This is a genomic window from Anabaena lutea FACHB-196 (assembly GCF_014698305.1).
In the GTDB taxonomy this organism is placed as follows: domain Bacteria; phylum Cyanobacteriota; class Cyanobacteriia; order Cyanobacteriales; family Nostocaceae; genus Anabaena; species Anabaena lutea.
The window spans coordinates 1-19,472 of the sequence record NZ_JACJST010000044.1; the positions used below are offsets into that span (position 1 = coordinate 1).

A 19,472-nucleotide genomic window follows, 5' to 3' on the forward strand; every position below is an offset into this window, starting at 1 on the left:
ATTTATTTAACATTAATTTCAGAAAAATATTTTAGCGATGCCTGTTTTTAACTTGGCGATCGCACTTTTTTTGCCCCACCTCACAAAATCGCGTTGCTCCCCATACTTTGTCCCTTCCAGCGCTCCAGACGCGATGCCTGGATAATCACTATCGCATCTTCAGGTGTATTGAGTTCGGCTCTGACAGCATGGCGATTTGAGGCATGATTATCAATATTTGGAGAAGCTACAGGTAGATAAAGAGTTTCGCTATAGGTCGAATAGAGTTTTGGTATAGCTGCTTGGGTATAACGACTATTCGCAATTACTAAATCTGGCGGGACTAACTTAGCCCAACGTTCCAGAGGGTGTTCACCATTAGGCACATCATGACACCAAAAGACTAATGGTAAATTGTTAGCTCGGACAACTGAGCCAAAAATAGCTTGCGGCCAGCAAGAATGACCAATAACTAGATCAAATCTTTCTTGTTTCAATAGTTGCTGGAGTAGCTTTCTAGCTCTCCACACTGTCCAAGGACGACTTATCCGTACTTTACCCAACAGATGCACTCTTGCACCTAAATTTCGCAATTCCTTTGCCAATCTCCCTTCAAAGCATAGTGCAAAGTGAGGCTGCATCTGTGAACATAAACTTTGTTCTTTTGCTAATGTTACCAGCAGCGTTTCTATCCCACCAAACAAATTTCCCGCATAAACGTGCAGAACTTTCATAACAAATCCACTGGTTTTGGTATACCTGCATAGTTGCGTTCTTGATGCAAAACTTCTTCATAGAATTTAAAACTGCGTTGCGCCATAGTTGTGTGGTTAAAATATTCTGCTCGTTTGCGGCTTGCTGCTGCTAATCGATTACGCAAACCAGGTTCCCTAAGCAGACGTTGTGAAGCTTCAGCCAAAGCTACTGGGTTGTTAATGGGTACAGTTAAACCTTCTTGTTCATGTCTGCTTACCCAAGGTACTCCACTACAGGGAATATTGGCATTAATTACCGGACACCCACTAGCCATTGCTTCTACTTGCACTAATCCAAAACCCTCGCTACGGATATTAGAAGGAAACCAAAGACTGGTTGCTGCATGATAAGCACCGACAAGTTCATCCTCGTTCACATGACCTAACCAAACAATGCGCTTGTCTACTCCCAATTTCTTAGCCAGAGTTTTTAGTTCTTGCTCTAAAGAACCAACACCAATTATTACCAGTGTTCCTTTCACCATAGTGAGAGCTTCAATTGCTACGTGCAATGCTTTGTAATAGACTAATCTACCCACTGCCAACCAAATTGGTCCTGGATATTTATTTTTGAGACTGTGACTGAAAGCAATAGCTCTTTTATTTGGTTGACTGTAATTAGAAGCATCTAAACCAAGTGGTAGATAACTCAATTTATCACGATAAAAACGTAAAAATTTTGAGCCTTGAATATACGGTGAACTCGTGGTTAAAACCTGTGAGCTTCTACTGTAAACTAGATGTTCAAATGGACGTAATCCATATTTCAAAACTTTCTGTTTAATAACGTCGCTGTGGTGGGTAATTATCAAAGGTACACGCCTATGCAACATTGTTAAAGCTATCAGCATTGTCGGATTAGGCGTATGCAGATGCAATAATGTATTTGATTGTTTAGCTAGTTGACATACTTTTTTGGGAAGTTCTGGACAGACATCAAATCTGGCTAATGATAAAAGCCTTCCCATCCTTGTCACACTGACATTTCCATCCATTTCCTTTACAGTTTGGGTGCTGCTAGATAACTGTCCTTGCTCATTAAAAGCATTTACACAAACTACATGGACTTCTGCACCTAAAGCAGCCTGAGTTTGCGCTAGAGTTTGTACGTGTGTTTCTATCCCACCTCGGTCTGGAGGATAATATTTAGACAAATGGATAATTCTATAATTTAATGTTTTCGACATGGTTTTAAGATAAAAAGCAAAACACCTGGTTAATTAAGAAAAAACGATCACGAGTTACTCTAGGCGAGTCTAAATAAACTGATTTATACTCTTCTGTATTGCTTGAAATGGTTCTCTGAGCAGTTAATTTTTTTGGAAAAGTATAATAAGATTATCGTACTTTGATAAAGTATCGACTTTCCACCCTGAAATTTACACAATCTGACAATTTATGAATTTGAAAATGCTGATCTGACGTACAGGTAGATAGACTAGCCTACGTAAATGTTATGATCGGTATTTTGTCAAAAATAGGGTTTGCCAAGTAGCATAATTATCATTCCATACTGATTCTAACACCGTATAAATATCAGTGGCAAGTAATCCATTCAAGGGAACAGATAATTGAGTCCATATACAGCGGTCATCTCTGAGTACGTCCTGACCCAAAACCCAAGGTAGTAACCGATTTAAGGTAAGGTCGTATTTATATCGATTTTGCATAAATTGAGATGAAGTCAAAGTACTACCTCCACGGGGATTAATACAGGCTGTCAGATAAGCTTGTTTGCTGTCACTATAAAGTGCATAGTAACCAACTCCTTTTAGCTGTCTCAGGTTGTTCTGGCTATCTTTAATTAAGTCTTTACTTGGCTGGAGCAAAAAGGGGTTTTGATCACCTCTTGTATTGATCACATAACGCATCTGCAATTCCAGTTTCTGATCATTTTTGAGATAGCTGTAGTCTGTTCCAGATTCCACCAATACGAACTTATCAGTCATCGGGATTTTATATTTTTGCTGACCCAGAGGCTTGAATTTGACTTGTTGCCAGTTATTCAGAGGAATTGCATTTGGAAAAATAGCAGTACTTAGGGGTCTTTTACTGGCTATTAAATAGATAGCAGTCAAGATAATTCCCACCCAGGTAGCAGCAAGCAGAAAGCGTCTCTTTGGTTCTAGGGTGACTGTGGTAGTTGGTAATGAGGTTTCTGTCGAAGCTAAAACTTCCACTGGCAGTATCCAGTTACATAAGGCTGCAAAAGTAATAGTTGCGATCGCTATAAAAATTGTTCCCCCTGACGGTCCGTGCCAATAGTCAAACTGGTTGCGGTTATTCACTACTAGTGCTAACAAAGCTACACGAATACAGCCAACTAAAAATCCTGTAGCGACAGCAGATATAACTAATCCCCATTTCTGTTTCCAAGTTAGGGTAACAACCATTACCATAATCAGTAGGGTTAGCTGTAGTAGCCACAAAATTAACGCTCCACCAGTACAGGCATAAAGAACTTCAACTTGACCTGTCGGCAGTTTTACCAAAGTTCCAGAGTGAGTCGCACCAAAACCTAGATAGTGGAGTAAGAAAGCAGCTATGGTTGCAGTTACTTCATTAAAATGTAACCGAGAATCGAAAATTCCATTGATAAAATTAAAAGGAAAAAGCATTAAGCACAATAACAAAAATAAGCGCCAATAATGCCTGATTCCTAAAAAGCCAAAAGATAATAAACCTAAACCCAACCCAGCCATAATAGGACCAAATCTAAATAGCATTAGGTCTAAATGCCATAGATTTAGCGGTCTAATTATGACTATAAATAGTAATCCTAAACCTACGCAGCTAGAAAACAAGCCCGGATTATGCTCTTGTCGCTGATTTTGCCAAAGTAAATATAAAATACCTACCCAGTAAATTGCATAAAATGTAATTTGTTCACCTTCAGTCCGGTGGTTTCTAATTATATCTAAATGTAATACAGCCAATGTTGTAAAAATCCCCAGCAAGTAAAATCGCTGGGTTTGCATTAAGGGTTTGAATTTGAGCAAAAATGCTTGTTTGGCTTGGTTCAGTTTTTGGCTACTGATGAACATTTTTATATTCCATTCTTATCCAAGATTTTTATCGATAATGCGTATCCAACGAGTCCAATTCCACAACATAATCAAGCAAACACCTGAAATGATTGTTCCTAAATTTATTCTCACAGCACTTTTAAGTAGATTTTTAATCTGTTCTCGCTTGGCAGCATTAGCAGTAGCGGCAGAGTTTTGAGCAACTGTTTGAATTTGTTGAGATATTTTATTTTTCAATTCTTGAGGAGATTGACTAACTCCGTTTTCATTAGGCAGATTTAAAATTCTGGCTAAGTTATTTAATTCTTGAGGAGAGTTGGTTGTTTTCAGTTTTTCAGTTACTTTTTGTAGTTGCTCTTGTTGTTGTCCTTGTTGAGTGAGAAATTGATTATTAATATTTCTATAGAGTGTTAAGCTATTATTAATTCCTAAAGGCAACATCAGCAGATAAAATATTCCGATTATTAAACTAACCCAAGATAAAAATTTGAGAATTGGGAGTTGTCTTGGTTTCAGGATACTACCTTTGTTATGCAAAAATATAAATGTTAAACCCAGCAAGATAGACCAGACGTGATCTACCATTTGTCCAATGGCTTGAAATTCCCATGCTGGATTTGTCAAGCGTGGGGGTATGAGGATAGCCAGGTAGTCAATTAGAGAAAATATGAGCAGAATATAGCCAAGCAACTGCAACAATGAGAAAGACAGATTTTCAATCCCGTCTGTTATTTCTATGGGCTTTTTTGGCAGTCTTTCTTGTTTTTGTTTTGTCATTTCCTGTTGTTGATATTAGAACTTCTAGTTTGGAGGTAATATCTGATTTTCTTGAATTTATTGTTTTTAAAGCACGTAGTTACTGAGGCTAACTAATTCATAAGCGGGTATTCACTTAGAAACAAGTTTATAAAAACAACTAAAGAAGAAAAAACTTGATACAACCAAGTGTTATCTTAGTTTTTAATTTTACATTTGAGACAATCCATGTCAATGATCTTTATCTAAATTTTACGTATTTATCCTGATAATAAAGAAATAGTTCACAAATTTCCGCCTAAATCCCCTTGTAAAGTTTAATGGAGTAATCTTGACTAGTGTATTGACAAACACATCGATTTTAGGCAAACTAAACATCTATGCCACGAAATGTATCTATTAAAAATCTGTAATATTTTTTACTAAGCCTTCTTTTTAATGTAAAGTTGGCATAATTTGTATAATCAAAGCACTTTTCTAGACTAAGATTCAATATGCAACTCTGTAAAAGATAGTCTTTGCTGAGTCGATAAGAATACAGAAATCAAAATCTGACAACCAAGAAAATAAAATTCAAAGTCGATAAATAAGAATATGGAAGAATATTTGCGCTATTGGTCAATACTTAAGCGGCGTTGGTTGCCCACTTCTATAGTTTTTCTAAGCCTTTTAGCCTTGAGTATAGTTAAAACTGTACTAGAAACGCCCATTTATCAGGCAGGAGGCCAGTTAGTACTGAAAAAGAACTCTACCTCTACCCTCACAGGAGTAGGTAACCAATTAGGGCAATTAGAGAATTCCGTCAGTGGTAGACCATTAGGAACAGAGGTAGCAGTTTTGCGTTCTCTGCCCTTAGCTGAAAAGACAATCAATGTCCTTCGCCTTAATATTAACCCGCTAGTGTTTTTGAAAGACCTGGAAGTCAAAAATATTGAAAACACAGATATTATGGAAGTATATTATACAAGTACAGATCCCAGAACAGCGGCTTCAGTTGTGAACACTTTAATGAAAGTCTATATAGAAAATGATATCAATGCGAACCGCGCACAAACCAGGTCGGCTAGAGACTTTATTGCCCAACAGTTGCCCTTGAGGAAAGCTGCATTACAAGCATCTGAACGCAGACTACAATTTTTTAAACAGCAGAATCGAGTTTTAGACTTGAAAGCAGAAGCCTCAGCCAGTGTGGCAATTTTGACTGATTTAGATAGACAAGTAGCTGCAACTAGATCGGATCTATCTTCGCAAACAGCCCGAATGCAATCAATCCAGAAACTGTTTGGTGTTGCTTCTCAAGATGCTGTGGTTGCTGGGTTTGTGGGTGAATCTCCATCAACAGTGGCAGTTTTGGGACAGTTGCAAGATGTTCAGCAAAAGATACAAGTTATAGGTTTGCGCTTGACTGATACTCACCCAACAATAATGGACTTGAAAAAAGAGGAAGTGATTCTCAGGCAAGAACTGAAGAAGCGAATAGAACAAAGCTTTATAGGTAAATCAGGGCGTTTGAATCAAAGCGTAGAACCTGAAAAAATCGTCCAACTCAGACCTCAAGGTTTACAACAAGGACTTCTGGGCAACTATGCCAATATTGAAGCAGAGAGACTGAGTTTGCAGGTACGACTGAAATCTTTAGGTCAAGTCATTGAATCTTATAGACAAAGAGCCAATAGCTTACCGCAGCTAGAATTGCAGCAACGCCAGCTAGAACGGGAAATATCTGCAACTGATTTGAGCTATCAAAATCTGTTGGCTCGGTATCAGGAACTGCAAGTGGCGGAAAATCTCCAAGTCAGTAATGCTAGGATTGTTACACCTGCCTTAATTCCAGGTGTGCCAATTAGAAGCCGTCAGTATATAAACTTGCTGCAAGGATTAATTGGTGGGATTGTGTTAGGGGTAGCTACTGCCTTTGTTTTAGAAAGATTGGACAAGACTATCAAAACCTCCAAATCTGCCAAAGACTTATTGGGTTACAATTTATTAGGCTATATTCCACCTTTTCCCAATGGCAATTTTATCCCTGAAGTAATTGTCAAAAACCAACCTGATTCCCCGGTCAGTGAAGCTTTTCGGATGCTGCAAACTAACTTGAGGTTTTTTAATTCAGAACAATCAATTAAGGTGATTGTCGTCTCAAGTTCTGTACCTAAAGAAGGTAAATCAACAATTGCTGCCAATTTAGCCTTCTCGATATCTCAATTAGGGCGCAATGTATTACTAGTAGATGCCGATTTGCGTAATCCCAGTCAACACAAAATCTGGGAAATTCCCAATGAAGTGGGTTTAAGCAATGTTCTCAAACGTCAGTCGGATTTGGACCAAGCTGTGACTGAAATTGTCCCGAATTTAGAAGTTCTCACAGCTGGTGAACTCAATCATAACCCAGCTTCACTACTTGATTCTAGTCAAATGGCTGTGTTTGTGGCGCAAGTGGCACAAAAATATGATTTTGTGATTATTGACACTTCACCATTAACTGTAGCTGCGGATGCAACGATTTTAGGTAAACTGGTGAATGGAATTTTGTTTGTAGTCCGTCCAGGTGTAGCTGATTCTAATAGTGTTTCTCTCTCTAAAGAAATGTTGGAGAAAGCTGACCAAAATGTTTTAGGTGTAGCGATGAATGGTGTCAATGCTAATCAGCCAGATTCTAGTTATTATGCTGTTAGTAGAGCATAATTAATATCGTGTTCGCTTACAGACTTATAGTTAGGACTGACGCGGGGATGCGGGGACGCGGAGAGTTTTTTTAATCAGTAATTAAACGAACATGATATAACTCATCTCCGACAAAAATTGTAGAGATGTTGCATACAACGTCTCTACAAGGGTTCTGGATCATGCATCTCGAAATTTTGTTAATGTCTAATCATCAGTGCCATATATTCATCATATAGACTTTCATAAGTTGCTCACCTAAACGTTTGTGACTGAAACGCTCTGTAATTGTATGCCTTGCATTTTCTGAGATGATTTGACGTTTTTCTGGGTTGTTGAGCAAGTCTAGAATAGCTGCGGCTAAAGCCTTTGGTTCTCCTGGTGGGACACCAACTGCATCATAATTATGAGTAAATAATTCAGCCGCACCACCTGCTTGAGATACTATCACTGGTTTACCACAAGCCATTGCTTCGACTATTGCTAAACCAAATGGTTCTGGTTGGGTACTGGCGTGAACTACAATATCCAAAGAGCGGTAAATTTCGGCTATATTCTCTTGGAAACCGAGAAAATCAACTTTGTCTACAATATCTAAATCTGCGGCTTTGTCTTTTAATTCCTGTTCAGAAAATTGGGAACCACGAGTTTTATAAATTGCTCCACCAACAATACAAAAACGCACGTTTAAATGAGGATGCTTTTTGATAATTTCTGATGCTGCTTCTAGAAAGATATCATGCCCTTTCCAACGTGCAAAAGTCGCAACTAGTCCTACTCGCAGGGAAAAATGGGAAGTTGAAGGAGTTGGGGAAAAGTAATTGATATCTACGGCATTATAAATTACTTCTATTGGTAAGTTTGGAATTGTGATTTTAGCATCTTGGGCGACAGCTTGGGAAATAGCAATTCCTTGTTTAGCACTATAGCTCACCCGTTTTAAGTTTAAAATCTTTGCCATGAATGGGCGTGAGCCATAGAAGTCATGGATGTGCCAAACTACGGGTATATCCTTGATTCCAGCCAATGCGGTTAGTAGATGAGTTTTAATGCCGTTGGAGTGAATTAAGTCTGGTTTGAGTTCCCGGAGCGATCGCTTGAATTCTCCCAGATATTCGCCGATACTTGGTAAAATTTTTACTAGTCGTAATAATAATATCAATCCGGCTATGGCTTGATTACTACCTTTGAAAGCACTATCTCCCAGTTGATTTAATTCTTCTGGTAGTTTCAGTAATTTGACTTGCACTCCCAATTTTTCGGCTTGTTCTATCAATAATCCATCAGTACCTACAATTAGATGTAGTTGAATATCGGGCTTTGTATTCAAAAGTGCAGCAAAAATAGTTAGTAAAACTCTTTCAGCGCCACCAATTGCTCCTACTGGGTTGATAAATACAATTTTCATATATTTTCAACACCCGCTAACTTCATATAAGATTGGGCAATAATCCGAGTATGATGAGACCAAGAATATTTCTGTGCTTGATTGAGACGGACATTGATCACAGGTGCGCTAGTTGGGTTTGATAATAGTTGCGCTATCTTTTCTACCCACGCTGATACATCCGCAGTTGGACAGTATATCACCCCTTCTCCACCAACTTCACGCAACACAGGAATATCACTAGCAACTACTATCGCCCCACAAGCTAAGGCTTCAATCACAGGTAATCCAAAACCCTCTGCTTCACTTGTTAATAACACTGCTGAGGCTCGTTGGTAAAGGGCGGCTATAGTAGAGCGTTGTAAACCCTGGAGGTGAATTATCGAGTTGCTGAGATTCAACTGAGCAATTTGCTCTTGTTGGCTTTGTGTCCACTCACCACTAACTTTGACTAGTTGCAACTCTGGATAAATAAGTTGGACTTGTGCAAATATCTCTAAGAGAATATCAATGCGTTTCCGGGGAATGCAACTACCAACGTGTAAAAGAAAAGGTGCAGTACCTATTTTTTCTATTTCTAAGATTTTATGGTCAGTATTACTTGCTTTCTCAGTAGTAATACTAAATTCTGAGGCAATACCATAGGGAGCGTGAACTAGACGTGATGGTTCTACGAGTTGGTAATGCTCAATTTGTTTTCTAACTGCTGCGGTAGAATAAAAGACAACGGCACATGACTGTAACCCGCGTAGAATTTTTTGAGACATGGCTTGATACCAAGCAGGTCTAGGTTGTTTTTTTGGCTCTATAAGAGAGCGAAAGGCATCAATATCATGACAATATACTCCCGTCCGTTCTGGTGGTAAAACATGGGCTAAATGGGCGTAGGAGTGGTCAGATATGTGATAAAAATCGAAATCTGTTACCCTTGGTTTGAGATACTGGGGATAGTCACCAAATCGATTAAGTAGACGGTCTGCATTATAGGCAAAATGCTTTTTACCAATCCAGGGAATTTGTTGACAACGACTATTAAATTTTGGCAGAACTTTTATAGCTTGAATAGATGCAGTGTGTTCAGCTTGCAATTGCTTAATTAGCATCTGAGCGCATAAATCCATGCTATGCCAGTTTTCTTCCAGGTAATCACAGATAATAGCCAGACGCATTGGAGTCATATTGTGAATATTCTCTAATCTTTCAGGAGTTAACTCATCAATATAAGTAGGTTGGCGTTAAAAATTGTCGTTATGACAAAGCAGGAGGCAGGAGGCAGAAGGAAAGAGGTTTTTGGGCAACTTTACGTTTAGTTACATAGTACGGTTTTTTTGTGCCTTTCTACTTAATCAATTGATGATTATGGATTGGCTATTACAAAATTTTACTTACTTTCTAAGTAATTTTACATTAAAAACTATAAAATAAGGCAAATACCTCCAAACAAAGGGGAAAGCTTAAATGTTGTTAATTTCACTAAAAAGCTTTTTTTTCTGGCTGCAACGGCCTCAGTTAATGGTATATCGTATGAGGTATTGGGTATGGGAAAAACTTCATCCAGATGAACCTTGGATGTGTCCAGGAACCGTAGAATTTTGCAAAAAACATCTTGCTGCTTCCATGTCAGTGCTGGAATTTGGCAGCGGTCGCAGTTCCGCCTGGTTTGCTCGGCGGGTAAGTAAAATAACTAGTATAGAATCTGATAAAAATTGGTATAAAGCGGTAAAAAACAAACTAGAAAAAGAAAATATTGCTAATGTGAATCTGCGATTGATTCTGCTGGATCATCCTGTATCAGAACCTGAACAAGATGCTTACCAAATATGTCCTAGTTATGTGGCAGTTCTGGACGAATTTGCCGATGAAAGTTTAGATTTGGTCATTGTTGATGGTCATTATCGAACTAACTGTGTCAGGAAATGCCTCAAGAAGATTAAGGCTGGAGGATACCTGCTTGTTGATGATACTAATCTGTGGAGTTCATTAGATGCTTTGAGTATTCCTCAAGATTGGAAAGTTATTGATCAATCGACTAATGGGATAAAGACTGCGGCTATTTGGCAAAAACCGTTGTCAAGTTTATAGACAACTAGCATCTGACAGTTCGTTAAAAAATTGCAAATGTTGTTGAGCAACAGAAGGCCAAGTGTACAATTTATGCGATCGCTCTAAACCCTTTTTTCCTAATTCTTGACGAAGAGATAGACTATTAAGCAAGTTGGAAATAGCTGTCACCCAACCATTTTCATCTTTTTCGCCAACTACCACCCCCGCATCATCAATTACATAAGGAATTTCGCCACTGTCGCTACCAATCACAGGAACACCGCAAGCAAAGGCTTCAATTAGCATCCTTCCAAACTGTTCTTTCCAGTTAGGCATAGTTTGGCTGGGAGCAACAAGCATATCCATCGCATTGAGGTATTGAGGAACTTGGTTATGTTTAACATCTGTGCAAATTCGCACCTGTGAAGGATAACGTTTTGCCCAATTTCGTAATGATGATTCTAGGACACCACTACCAACGAATAAAGCTCGCCAAGGAGTTTCTAATTTATCCAAAATCTTCATCAGTAAATCTAATCCTTTGTCAGGAACAAAGCGCCCTAAATAGCCGATAACAGGGGTTTCTTGTTCTTCCCAACTCAAAAGGTGACGAATGTGATGTTTGGCATCAATAGAGGGATAGAAATGATTGATATCCACACCAGGGGTAATCACTCGCATAGGACGTGAATAGCCTTGACGAGATTTTAAAGCTTCGGTAACGGTTTGTCCAAAGGCAATCCATCCCGTAGCACGATTCATGGCATATTGCTCAATCCAGTTAAATGGTGGTGGATATTGCTTAGATTGGTTTTGAAATGTAGAGTAAACAAGTGGAGTTTTTTCTGTTTTCCACCAAGCAACTTGTGCGCCTGCAAATATATATGGCTCCTCCCAACAATGAATTAAATCCCATCCTTGTTGCATAATTTCCCGCAGTCGCCAACCGTAGGTCATGATGTGAATGCGTTGGCTATTATACACTGGGACTGGTTCGAGATGACAAATTTCACTAGGGTCGGTTTCTAGGTGCATAGATCGCAAATCGCCGTGCATAAATGATGGAGCAACGGCTGTTACTTCCCATTCGTCTTGTCCCAAAAGTGACATTTCATTGACTAATCGGCGGTTGAGGTTAACTACATAGGAGTGACCAATAGAGAGAAGTTTTCTGGTATTTGGCATAGGTTAGTGAAGAGATTAATAGTATTGTTTATTCAATATCATCATCAGTACTTAAACCTAAAGTATGATATTTTGAATCTTGTCGCCTAGAAATAATTTAAGATTGTGGTAAAAATTAATATAGCTAAACTATGGTAATTACTGTAATTGTTCCCCGTCTACCCCCTGCGGTAGATGGAGTAGGAGACTATGGACTGAATTTAGCCAAACAAATGCGTCAGGATTTGGGAGTAGTAACAGAATTTATCATTGGAGATGCAAATTGGTCTGGTGAAGCGGTTGTAGAAGGATTTGTAGTTAAGCAGGTGGCAGATTGCTCCTATTCTGCTTTGTTAGAATTATTACCTCATGACCAGAACTCAAAATACACTGTACTGTTGCATTATGTGGGCTATGGTTACGCAAAAAGAGGCTGTCCGGTTTGGTTGGTGGAAGGTTTAGAACAGTGGCGAAAACAGGGTAATAATCGCCGTTTGGTGACGATGTTCCACGAACTCTATGCTTTTGGTGCAATTTGGACTAGTCAGTTTTGGACATCACCACTCCAAAGAAATTTAGCAGCGCGTTTAGTTTGTTTGAGCGATCGCACTCTGACTAGTAAACAAGGTTATGCTGATATAATCAGTAAATTCAGTCAGGGTAAGCATTTTGATATTCCGGCTTTACCAGTTTTTTCTAATGTGGGTGAACCTGAATATCTCACCTCTTTGTCAGAACGTCACAAACATTTGGTAGTTTTTGGTGGTGTTGGACCTCGTTCTCGTGTTTATCAACAATCATTATTAGCATTACAACGGACTTGTCAAGAGTTGGAAATTGAGGCAATATTAGATATTGGCCCGAAGCTAAAGTTTGAAATTGAGCCAGTGAATAATATTCCGGTTACTTGCTTGGGAGTTAAGTCTGCTCAAGAAATCAGTGATATATTATCAACTTCCTTGGTAGGTTTTTTTAATTACTCAATTGAATACTTGACAAAATCAACAATCTTTGCTGCTTACTGCGCTCACAAATTGTTGCCCATAGGTATATGGTATAAAGGTAAAGATGTAGATGGTCTGGAAGCAGGTAAACATTACTGGCTGGCAGATAAGTATCAAAATAGTATGAACCTATCAGTAGGACAGACGGTTGCAGATCATGCTTATGCTTGGTATCAAAACCACAGGCTATCAGCGCAAGCTCAGACTTTTGTAAAGTATTTAAAATGAAGGAAGATTAATCTGTATTCATCAACCTGAAAATGAGCCAAACTGCGATCAATCTAATTGCTATTTCTGTCTTTCTTATGACTCTCTCAACTCTGTTGGGACCTTTGGTACATCTGTCACCGACAATACCAGCTTTAGTGACTGTGGCGTTTTTGGGTATTGCGACTTTGGACAATTTCAGTTTACAAGGGAAGGGAGGGACGATAGTTTTAGATTGGTTAGCGCGATTTTCTCCAGGATATCGAGAACGGATTATACATCATGAAGCTGGCCATTTTCTCGTTGCTCACTTGTTGGGAATTCCTGTCACTGGCTATACTCTCAGCGCGTGGGAAGCTTGGAAACTAGGACAACCGGGACAAGGTGGGGTGATTTTAGAAGATAGCGAAATTGCCAAACAGTTGGAAAAGGGAAAGATTACAGTCTCGATGTGCGACCGCTATTGTAATATTTGGATGGCGGGAATTGCAGCGGAAATGTTGGTTTTTAACTCTGCTGAAGGTGGTGGTGATGATAAAGCTAAGTTAAATCAATTCTTAGCAGCTTTGGGTTTTGAAGAGAAGGTTTTTGAACAAAAACAGCGTTTTTATTTGCTTCAAGCTAAAAATTTGATTCAGGAAAATTGGGAAGGTTATCAAGCTTTGGTAGAAGCTATGCGAGAAAGGGTTGCGGTTGAGGAGTGTATAGGAATTATCTCACGCAGAGGCGCAGAAGTGCAGAGAGAAGGAAAATAGCCAGTTCTGAAAACAAAATGCAAAAATAGAATGACGCTGCTTTTGCAAGTTTAGCGTTTGGATTGTGTAACTCTTGATTAAAACTATTTTTGTAATTACTCATGTCTTCAACTTCCCAGTATCTTAGCGGTAACGAAATTCGTCAATTGTTCCTCGACTTCTACACCCAACGGGGACACCAACCGCTTCCGAGTGCTTCCCTGGTTCCAGAAGATCCTACTGTGCTGCTGACTATTGCAGGGATGTTACCATTTAAACCGATATTCCTGGGACAGCGGACACCGGATTTTAAACGCGCTACGACTTCACAGAAATGTATTCGTACCAATGATATCGAAAATGTGGGACGGACAAAGCGCCATCATACATTTTTTGAGATGTTGGGTAATTTTAGCTTTGGTGATTATTTTAAACCACAAGCGATCGCTTGGGGTTGGGAATTATCAACTCAAGTCTTTGGTTTCTCTCCTCAAAATCTGGTTGTCAGCGTCTTTGAGGAAGACGACGAAGCTTTTGCAATTTGGCGAGATAATATTGGTGTAACGGAAAAACGCATCAAACGCATGGGTGCAGATGATAACTTCTGGGTATCAGGAATCACTGGCCCCTGTGGCCCTTGTTCAGAAATTTATTACGATTTTCACCCAGAAAGAGGTGATGATAACATTGATTTAGAAGATGATTCCCGATTTATCGAGTTTTATAACTTGGTATTTATGCAATATAATCGGGACGCTTCGGGAAATTTAACGCCGTTGCAAAATAAAAATATTGACACCGGCATGGGTTTGGACAGAATGGCACAAATCCTGCAAAAGAAGCCAAATAATTATGAAACAGATTTGATTTTCCCGATTATTGAAACAGCGGCAAAAATTGCCAAAATTGATTATCATCAAAGTGATGAAAATACCAAAGTTTCATTAAAAGTAATTGGTGATCATGTCCGTTCTGTTGTTCACATGATCGCTGATGAAATTCGCGCTTCTAATGTTGGTAGAGGTTACATTTTACGTCGTCTCATTCGTCGCGTTGTTAGACATGGGAGATTAATTGGAATTTCTGGAGAATTTATTAACCAAGTTGCAGAAACAGCAATTTCTCTTTCTGAATCAGTTTACCCAAATTTGCGAAAAAGAGAAGCTGCGATTAAAGCAGAATTGCAACGGGAAGAAGTCAATTTCTTGAAAACTTTAGATAGAGGTGAAAAGCTGTTATCTGAAATTATCGAAACTGTGAAACAGCAAGGACAAAATTCTATTACTGGTGAAAGTGCTTTTACTCTCTATGATACCTACGGATTTCCATTGGAATTAACTCAAGAAGTCGCAGAAGAACAGAATCTAACAGTTGACGTTGAAGGTTTCAATGCAGAAATGCAAAAACAGGTAGAACGCGCAAAAGCAGCACACGAAACCATTGATTTAACTGTACAAGGTTCTTTAGATAAACTTGCAGAACATATCCACTCCACAGATTTTATCGGTTATACCGCAACAGCAACAACAGCAAAAATCGAAGTTTTGTTAGTTAATGGTGTTTCTGAAGAAGCAGCAGAAGCAGGAACAGAAGTACAAATTGTTTTAGATAAAACTCCATTTTATGCTGAATCAGGTGGACAAATCGGAGATAAGGGATATATTTCCGGTGATGGAATTTTAATCAGAATAGAAGATGTGAAAAAAGAATCTGATTTCTTTATTCATTTCGGACGCATTGAACGTGGTACAATTAGAATTGGCGACAATGTAAATGCACAAATTGACACCGCTTGTCGTCGTCGCGCTCAAGCTAATCATACAGCAACTCATTTATTACAAGCTGCATTAAAAAAAGTTGTTGATGAAGGAATTTCTCAAGCTGGTTCTTTAGTTTCTTTTGATAGATTGCGGTTTGATTTTAACTGTCCCCGCGCTTTAACTGCTGAAGAAGTTCAACAAATAGAAGAATTAGTAAATACTTGGATTTCCGAAGCTCATGCTGCTAAAATAGAAGTGCTGCCTATAGCGGAAGCAAAAGCTAAAGGTGCAGTAGCGATGTTTGGGGAAAAGTACGGTGATGATGTGCGCGTGATTGATTTCCCTGGTGTGTCAATGGAATTATGTGGGGGAACTCACGTTAGCAATACTGCGGAAATTGGCGTTTTCAAGATTATTTCAGAAGCGGGAGTGGCTTCTGGAGTCAGAAGAATAGAAGCTGTTTCTGGTGCGGCGATATTGGATTATTTGAATGTACGTGATAAAGTGGTTAAAGATTTGAGCGATCGCTTTAAAGTTAAACCCGAAGAAATACCAGACAGAATCACCACTCTGCAAACCGAACTCCGCAACAGCGAAAAACAAATCGAAAGTCTGAAAGCACAGATAGCCATAGTCAAATCTGACAGCTTATTACAGACTGCGGAAATAGTAGGTGAACATAAGATAATTATCGCCCAAATGGAAGACGTGGACGCAGAATCATTAAAAGCTGCTGCGGAAAGATTACTGCAAAAAATCGGTAACGGTGCAGTAGTTTTAGGTTCTATTCCCGAAGCCGGGAAAGTGAGTATCGTTGCTGCTTTTAGTTCTGAAGTGAATAAAAAAGGAATACAAGCAGGAAAATTTGTTGGTAATGTAGCTAAAATTTGTGGTGGTGGTGGTGGTGGAAAACCCAACTTAGCCCAAGCTGGGGGAAGAGACGCAAGTAAGTTACCGCAAGCTTTGGAAACTGCGAAGAATGATTTATTAGCAGGGTTGAAATAGGATTTAGATCCCCGATTTTTTAACAGAAGTCGGGGATTTCAATTTATATTGTCACTGCAACTTTACCAACTTCTGTAGAAGGTTTGGGTATAGGTTTTCCATCTTCTTTCAATACTTCCAAATACAATTCTATAGCTTCTTTAATATTTTCCTGTACTTCTGCTAAAGTATCCCCAATGCTTACACAACCGGGTAAGTCAGGAACATAAGCACCCCAGTTTGTTTCACCACGTTCATAAATTACTGTGTATTCAATCATTATATTTCTCCTAATTTTGCTTGCTTCCAGATTGATGAAAGTGTACCTGTTGGAATGTCATCACTTGGTTTTCCAGGTACAACTACAATACCTGATTTATTTTCATTTTTGAGGATACGGTGACTACCTCTAATGCGATCTATATACCAACCATCATCTTCTAGGATTTTGAGAACTTCTTTAACTTTCATTGTTTACTATCATAGCGTGATTAGTAATTTGATAAATTTTTCGTAAAAACACTAATATATTAAGTATAATATATCCAACCTACAGAATAGAGAATGTTATTTATTAAGTTAGTTTAAGGATTTGTATGATTTCTAGTCAAGTAGAAATGAAAGATAGAGAACTTTTAAAACGCTATAAAAAAGGTGAGAGAGATTTTAGTAATCTAGCATTATACACAACATTTTATTCGAGAACCTGTAAAAGATCAGTGAATAGTAATCCAAATTTTAGCTATGAAATATTGACAGAAATTAATTTAAGTTATTCAACTTTAACAGAAGCAAATTTTATCGGTGCAAACCTGACTGGTGCAAATTTTACTGGTGCAAACCTGACTGCTGCAAATTTTACTGATGCAAACCTATCTGGGGCTGATTTTACAGATGCTTGTTTAGATTATGCTCTTTTAAAAAATGCAATTTTTGATGAGCAAACTAAAATCCTTGAAAAATATTATTTACTTTGGGAAATTTTTAATAATAAAGCAATAGGAAGAAATCTCTTTGGAGTTAATTTAACTAATTCTCTTTTAGATGGTGCTAACTTAGCTGGATTCAACCTGACTAATGCAAATTTAGAACATTCCTGTTTAAGAGAAGCAAATTTTAGTAGTGCAAATCTTAGTGGTACAAATCTTCGTAATGTATGGTTAAATCATGCAAATCTATCTGGTACTGATTTAACAAATGCTTGTTTAGAAGGTGCTGGGTTGAAATATGTTATTTTTGATGAACATACTAAGATTAGTGAAAAATATTATTTAATTTGGGAAATTATTAATAATAAACTAATAGGAATAAATCTAGCTGGGATTGATTTGAAAGATGCTTTTTTAGTAAATGCTTTTCTAGATGGTGCTGATTTAACAGAAGCAAATTTAGAAAATGCAAAATTAATATATGCAAATTTAGAAAATACAAATCTGATAGGAGTAAATTTAACACAAGCAGAATTAAAAAAAGCAAAATTAATATATGCAAATTTAGAAAATACAAATCTGATAGGAGCAGATTTAACAGAAGCAGACTTAAAAAAAGCAAAATTAATAGGTGCAAATCTGATAGGAGCAGATTTAACAAAAGCAGATTTAAGAGGAGCAATTTATAATGATGACACTAAATTCCCTGAAGGATTTAATCCCAAATTTACACAAATGATCCATGAAGATGATATTAAAACTAAAAAATATCATAATTCCCAATGGATAGAATTATTAACCAAGAAAAAAGTTAAAACAGCAAAATCTCCACCACCAAGAGAAGGACAACAAAAATTTAAAGAAGAACTAACAAAAAGATATGGTTATAAATGTTTAATTAGTGGTTGTCACATTGAACAAATTATTGAAGCAGCACATATTATTCCCTATCGGGATCTTAATTCTCATGATGTAGCTAATGGCTTACTTTTGAGAGTAGATTTGCATAGACTTTTTGATGCACACCTATTAGCTATTCATCCAACAACTAGAGAAGTATTAATATCTGAACAAATAGCGAAAGACTATCAAGATATTAGAGGAATAAAAATAGCCAGTTCTTTAACTGGTGAAGATGCTGCTAAACAACAGGATACGCTAAGATATCATTGTGAACAATGTAATTGGATAGATAAGCAACTGTTGGAATAACTCAGGGATCTGATATAATAAACTTGGTCATTATTTCTCTATTATCTTCATTGATAAACCATGCTAAAAAGTATAAAAATAGAGAACTTTCGCTGCTTCAAATCTTTTGAACTTCAACAACTAGGAAGAATTAACTTACTAGTTGGTGAAAATAATAGCGGTAAAACATCAATACTCGAAGCTATTCAGCTTTTATGTTCACGTTGTAATTTAGAAATACTGCGTGAAAGAATGAATAACCGCAGTGAATATTTTTATGATGATGAACTGAGGAGAGAAGGTGCAATTGGAAGAGATGGAGAACTTGATATTCGTCACTTGTTTTATGGTCACGAAATTGAACCAGGAAGTCAATTATCTATTATAGATCATAACCAAAATCAACTGACTTTATCCATAGAATTATCTCCTAGTGATGAAAAAATACCAGATGAACTACAAGAACTTCAATTTAGAGTTTCTTGGACTCCTGAATTAGCAGATGAAACTTTCATATTACCTTTATCATCTAATGGTGGACTTCCTGTATTTCATATACGTAAATTTCGTACAAATGCTAAAAACCCACGACCAAAAACACTATTTATTACATCATCATCTTTAAAAACAGATCAAATGATAGAGTTATTTAATCAAGTGGTACTAACACCTGATGAAAAAATTATTGAACAAGCACTGAATAAAATAGATTCAAACATTCAACGTATTGCTGCGGTTAATCCTCAAAGATTAAGATATTCGCCATATTCACGCAGTGGTTTTGTTGTCAGGGTAAGAGCATCTCAATTAGGCTTGACATAAGGGATGAGAGGAATCTAATGTAGAGTCAATGAAACAGGAACTGAGAACTCGAATCATATAATTGTTA

16 protein-coding genes are annotated in these 19,472 nt (G+C 37.7%); 7 read left to right on the forward strand and 9 right to left on the reverse strand.

What is annotated here, in order from left to right; all coding sequences use genetic code 11:
* Nucleotides 1-80: 80 nt before the first annotated feature.
* The 4 genes from H6G59_RS26160 to hpsJ-A form a co-directional block, all read right to left on the reverse strand.
* Nucleotides 81-713: a glycosyltransferase gene (locus H6G59_RS26160; RefSeq protein WP_242038983.1), complete on the reverse strand. Its 633-nt coding sequence runs from the start codon at nucleotides 711-713 to the stop codon at nucleotides 81-83.
* On the reverse strand, nucleotides 710-1,921 hold the full coding sequence (locus H6G59_RS26165) for a glycosyltransferase (protein WP_190720738.1): 1,212 nt from the start codon (nucleotides 1,919-1,921) through the stop codon (nucleotides 710-712). Before H6G59_RS26165 ends, H6G59_RS26160 begins: the two co-directional genes overlap by 4 nt.
* A 267-nt stretch (nucleotides 1,922-2,188) precedes the next feature.
* The gene (locus H6G59_RS26170) at nucleotides 2,189-3,778 is read right to left on the reverse strand and encodes a cyanoexosortase A system-associated protein (protein ID WP_190720741.1); all 1,590 of its coding nucleotides are present in this window, start codon (nucleotides 3,776-3,778) and stop codon (nucleotides 2,189-2,191) included.
* 15 nt (nucleotides 3,779-3,793) lie between these two features.
* Nucleotides 3,794-4,537, reverse strand: coding sequence for an HpsJ-like protein, cyanoexosortase A-associated (hpsJ-A, locus tag H6G59_RS26175; protein ID WP_190720744.1), 744 nt, complete (start codon nucleotides 4,535-4,537; stop codon nucleotides 3,794-3,796).
* Nucleotides 4,538-5,110: 573 nt separating this feature from the next.
* Here hpsJ-A and H6G59_RS26180 point away from each other — a divergent pair.
* Nucleotides 5,111-7,201, forward strand: coding sequence for a GumC family protein (locus tag H6G59_RS26180; protein WP_190720747.1), 2,091 nt, complete (start codon nucleotides 5,111-5,113; stop codon nucleotides 7,199-7,201).
* A gap of 193 nt (nucleotides 7,202-7,394) precedes the next feature.
* Here the strand turns inward: H6G59_RS26180 and H6G59_RS26185 are convergent, their stop codons facing one another.
* Both H6G59_RS26185 and H6G59_RS26190 read right to left on the reverse strand, forming a co-directional pair.
* Nucleotides 7,395-8,588, reverse strand: a complete 1,194-nt coding sequence (locus tag H6G59_RS26185; protein WP_190720751.1) for a glycosyltransferase family 4 protein — start codon at nucleotides 8,586-8,588, stop codon at nucleotides 7,395-7,397.
* Nucleotides 8,585-9,745 (reverse strand): glycosyltransferase, encoded by a 1,161-nt coding sequence (locus H6G59_RS26190; RefSeq protein WP_190720754.1) that lies wholly within the window; start codon nucleotides 9,743-9,745, stop codon nucleotides 8,585-8,587. Before H6G59_RS26190 ends, H6G59_RS26185 begins: the two co-directional genes overlap by 4 nt.
* A gap of 346 nt (nucleotides 9,746-10,091) precedes the next feature.
* Here H6G59_RS26190 and H6G59_RS26195 point away from each other — a divergent pair, with 346 nt between their 5' ends.
* On the forward strand, nucleotides 10,092-10,649 hold the full coding sequence (locus H6G59_RS26195; protein WP_242038984.1) for an O-methyltransferase: 558 nt from the start codon (nucleotides 10,092-10,094) through the stop codon (nucleotides 10,647-10,649).
* Here H6G59_RS26195 and H6G59_RS26200 read toward each other — a convergent pair.
* Nucleotides 10,644-11,795 carry a glycosyltransferase family 4 protein gene (locus tag H6G59_RS26200; protein ID WP_190720760.1) on the reverse strand — a complete coding sequence of 384 codons (1,152 nt, stop codon included), beginning with the start codon at nucleotides 11,793-11,795 and terminating at the stop codon, nucleotides 10,644-10,646. The two genes, H6G59_RS26195 and H6G59_RS26200, sit on opposite strands and share 6 nt — an antisense overlap.
* A gap of 131 nt (nucleotides 11,796-11,926) precedes the next feature.
* On the opposite strand from H6G59_RS26200, the gene H6G59_RS26205 reads away from it, so the two are divergent.
* From H6G59_RS26205 to alaS, 3 genes are all read left to right on the forward strand, one after another.
* On the forward strand, nucleotides 11,927-13,006 hold the full coding sequence (locus H6G59_RS26205; RefSeq protein ID WP_190720764.1) for a glycosyltransferase family 1 protein: 1,080 nt from the start codon (nucleotides 11,927-11,929) through the stop codon (nucleotides 13,004-13,006).
* A 32-nt stretch (nucleotides 13,007-13,038) separates the two neighbouring features.
* On the forward strand, nucleotides 13,039-13,740 hold the full coding sequence (locus tag H6G59_RS26210) for an ATP-dependent Zn protease (RefSeq protein WP_190720766.1): 702 nt from the start codon (nucleotides 13,039-13,041) through the stop codon (nucleotides 13,738-13,740).
* A gap of 101 nt (nucleotides 13,741-13,841) precedes the next feature.
* A complete protein-coding gene (gene alaS / locus H6G59_RS26215) occupies nucleotides 13,842-16,484 on the forward strand; it encodes an alanine--tRNA ligase (protein WP_190720769.1) in 2,643 nt (880 codons plus the stop codon).
* Between the two features lie 43 nt (nucleotides 16,485-16,527).
* On the opposite strand, the gene H6G59_RS26220 is transcribed toward alaS, so the two are convergent.
* Together H6G59_RS26220 and H6G59_RS26225 are read right to left on the reverse strand one after the other, a co-directional pair.
* Entirely contained in the window at nucleotides 16,528-16,743 is a 216-nt protein-coding gene (locus tag H6G59_RS26220; RefSeq protein ID WP_168538881.1) for a type II toxin-antitoxin system HicB family antitoxin, read from the reverse strand.
* A complete protein-coding gene (locus tag H6G59_RS26225) occupies nucleotides 16,743-16,934 on the reverse strand; it encodes a type II toxin-antitoxin system HicA family toxin (RefSeq protein WP_190720771.1) in 192 nt (63 codons plus the stop codon). The genes H6G59_RS26220 and H6G59_RS26225 overlap by 1 nt, the downstream gene beginning before the upstream one ends.
* 125 nt (nucleotides 16,935-17,059) lie before the next feature.
* Between H6G59_RS26225 and H6G59_RS26230 the strand changes: the two genes are divergently transcribed.
* Entirely contained in the window at nucleotides 17,060-18,604 is a 1,545-nt protein-coding gene (locus H6G59_RS26230) for a pentapeptide repeat-containing protein (RefSeq protein WP_190720774.1), read from the forward strand.
* Nucleotides 18,605-18,664: 60 nt separating this feature from the next.
* Nucleotides 18,665-19,405, forward strand: a complete 741-nt coding sequence (locus H6G59_RS26235; RefSeq protein WP_190720777.1) for an AAA family ATPase — start codon at nucleotides 18,665-18,667, stop codon at nucleotides 19,403-19,405.
* Nucleotides 19,406-19,472 lie beyond the last annotated feature (67 nt).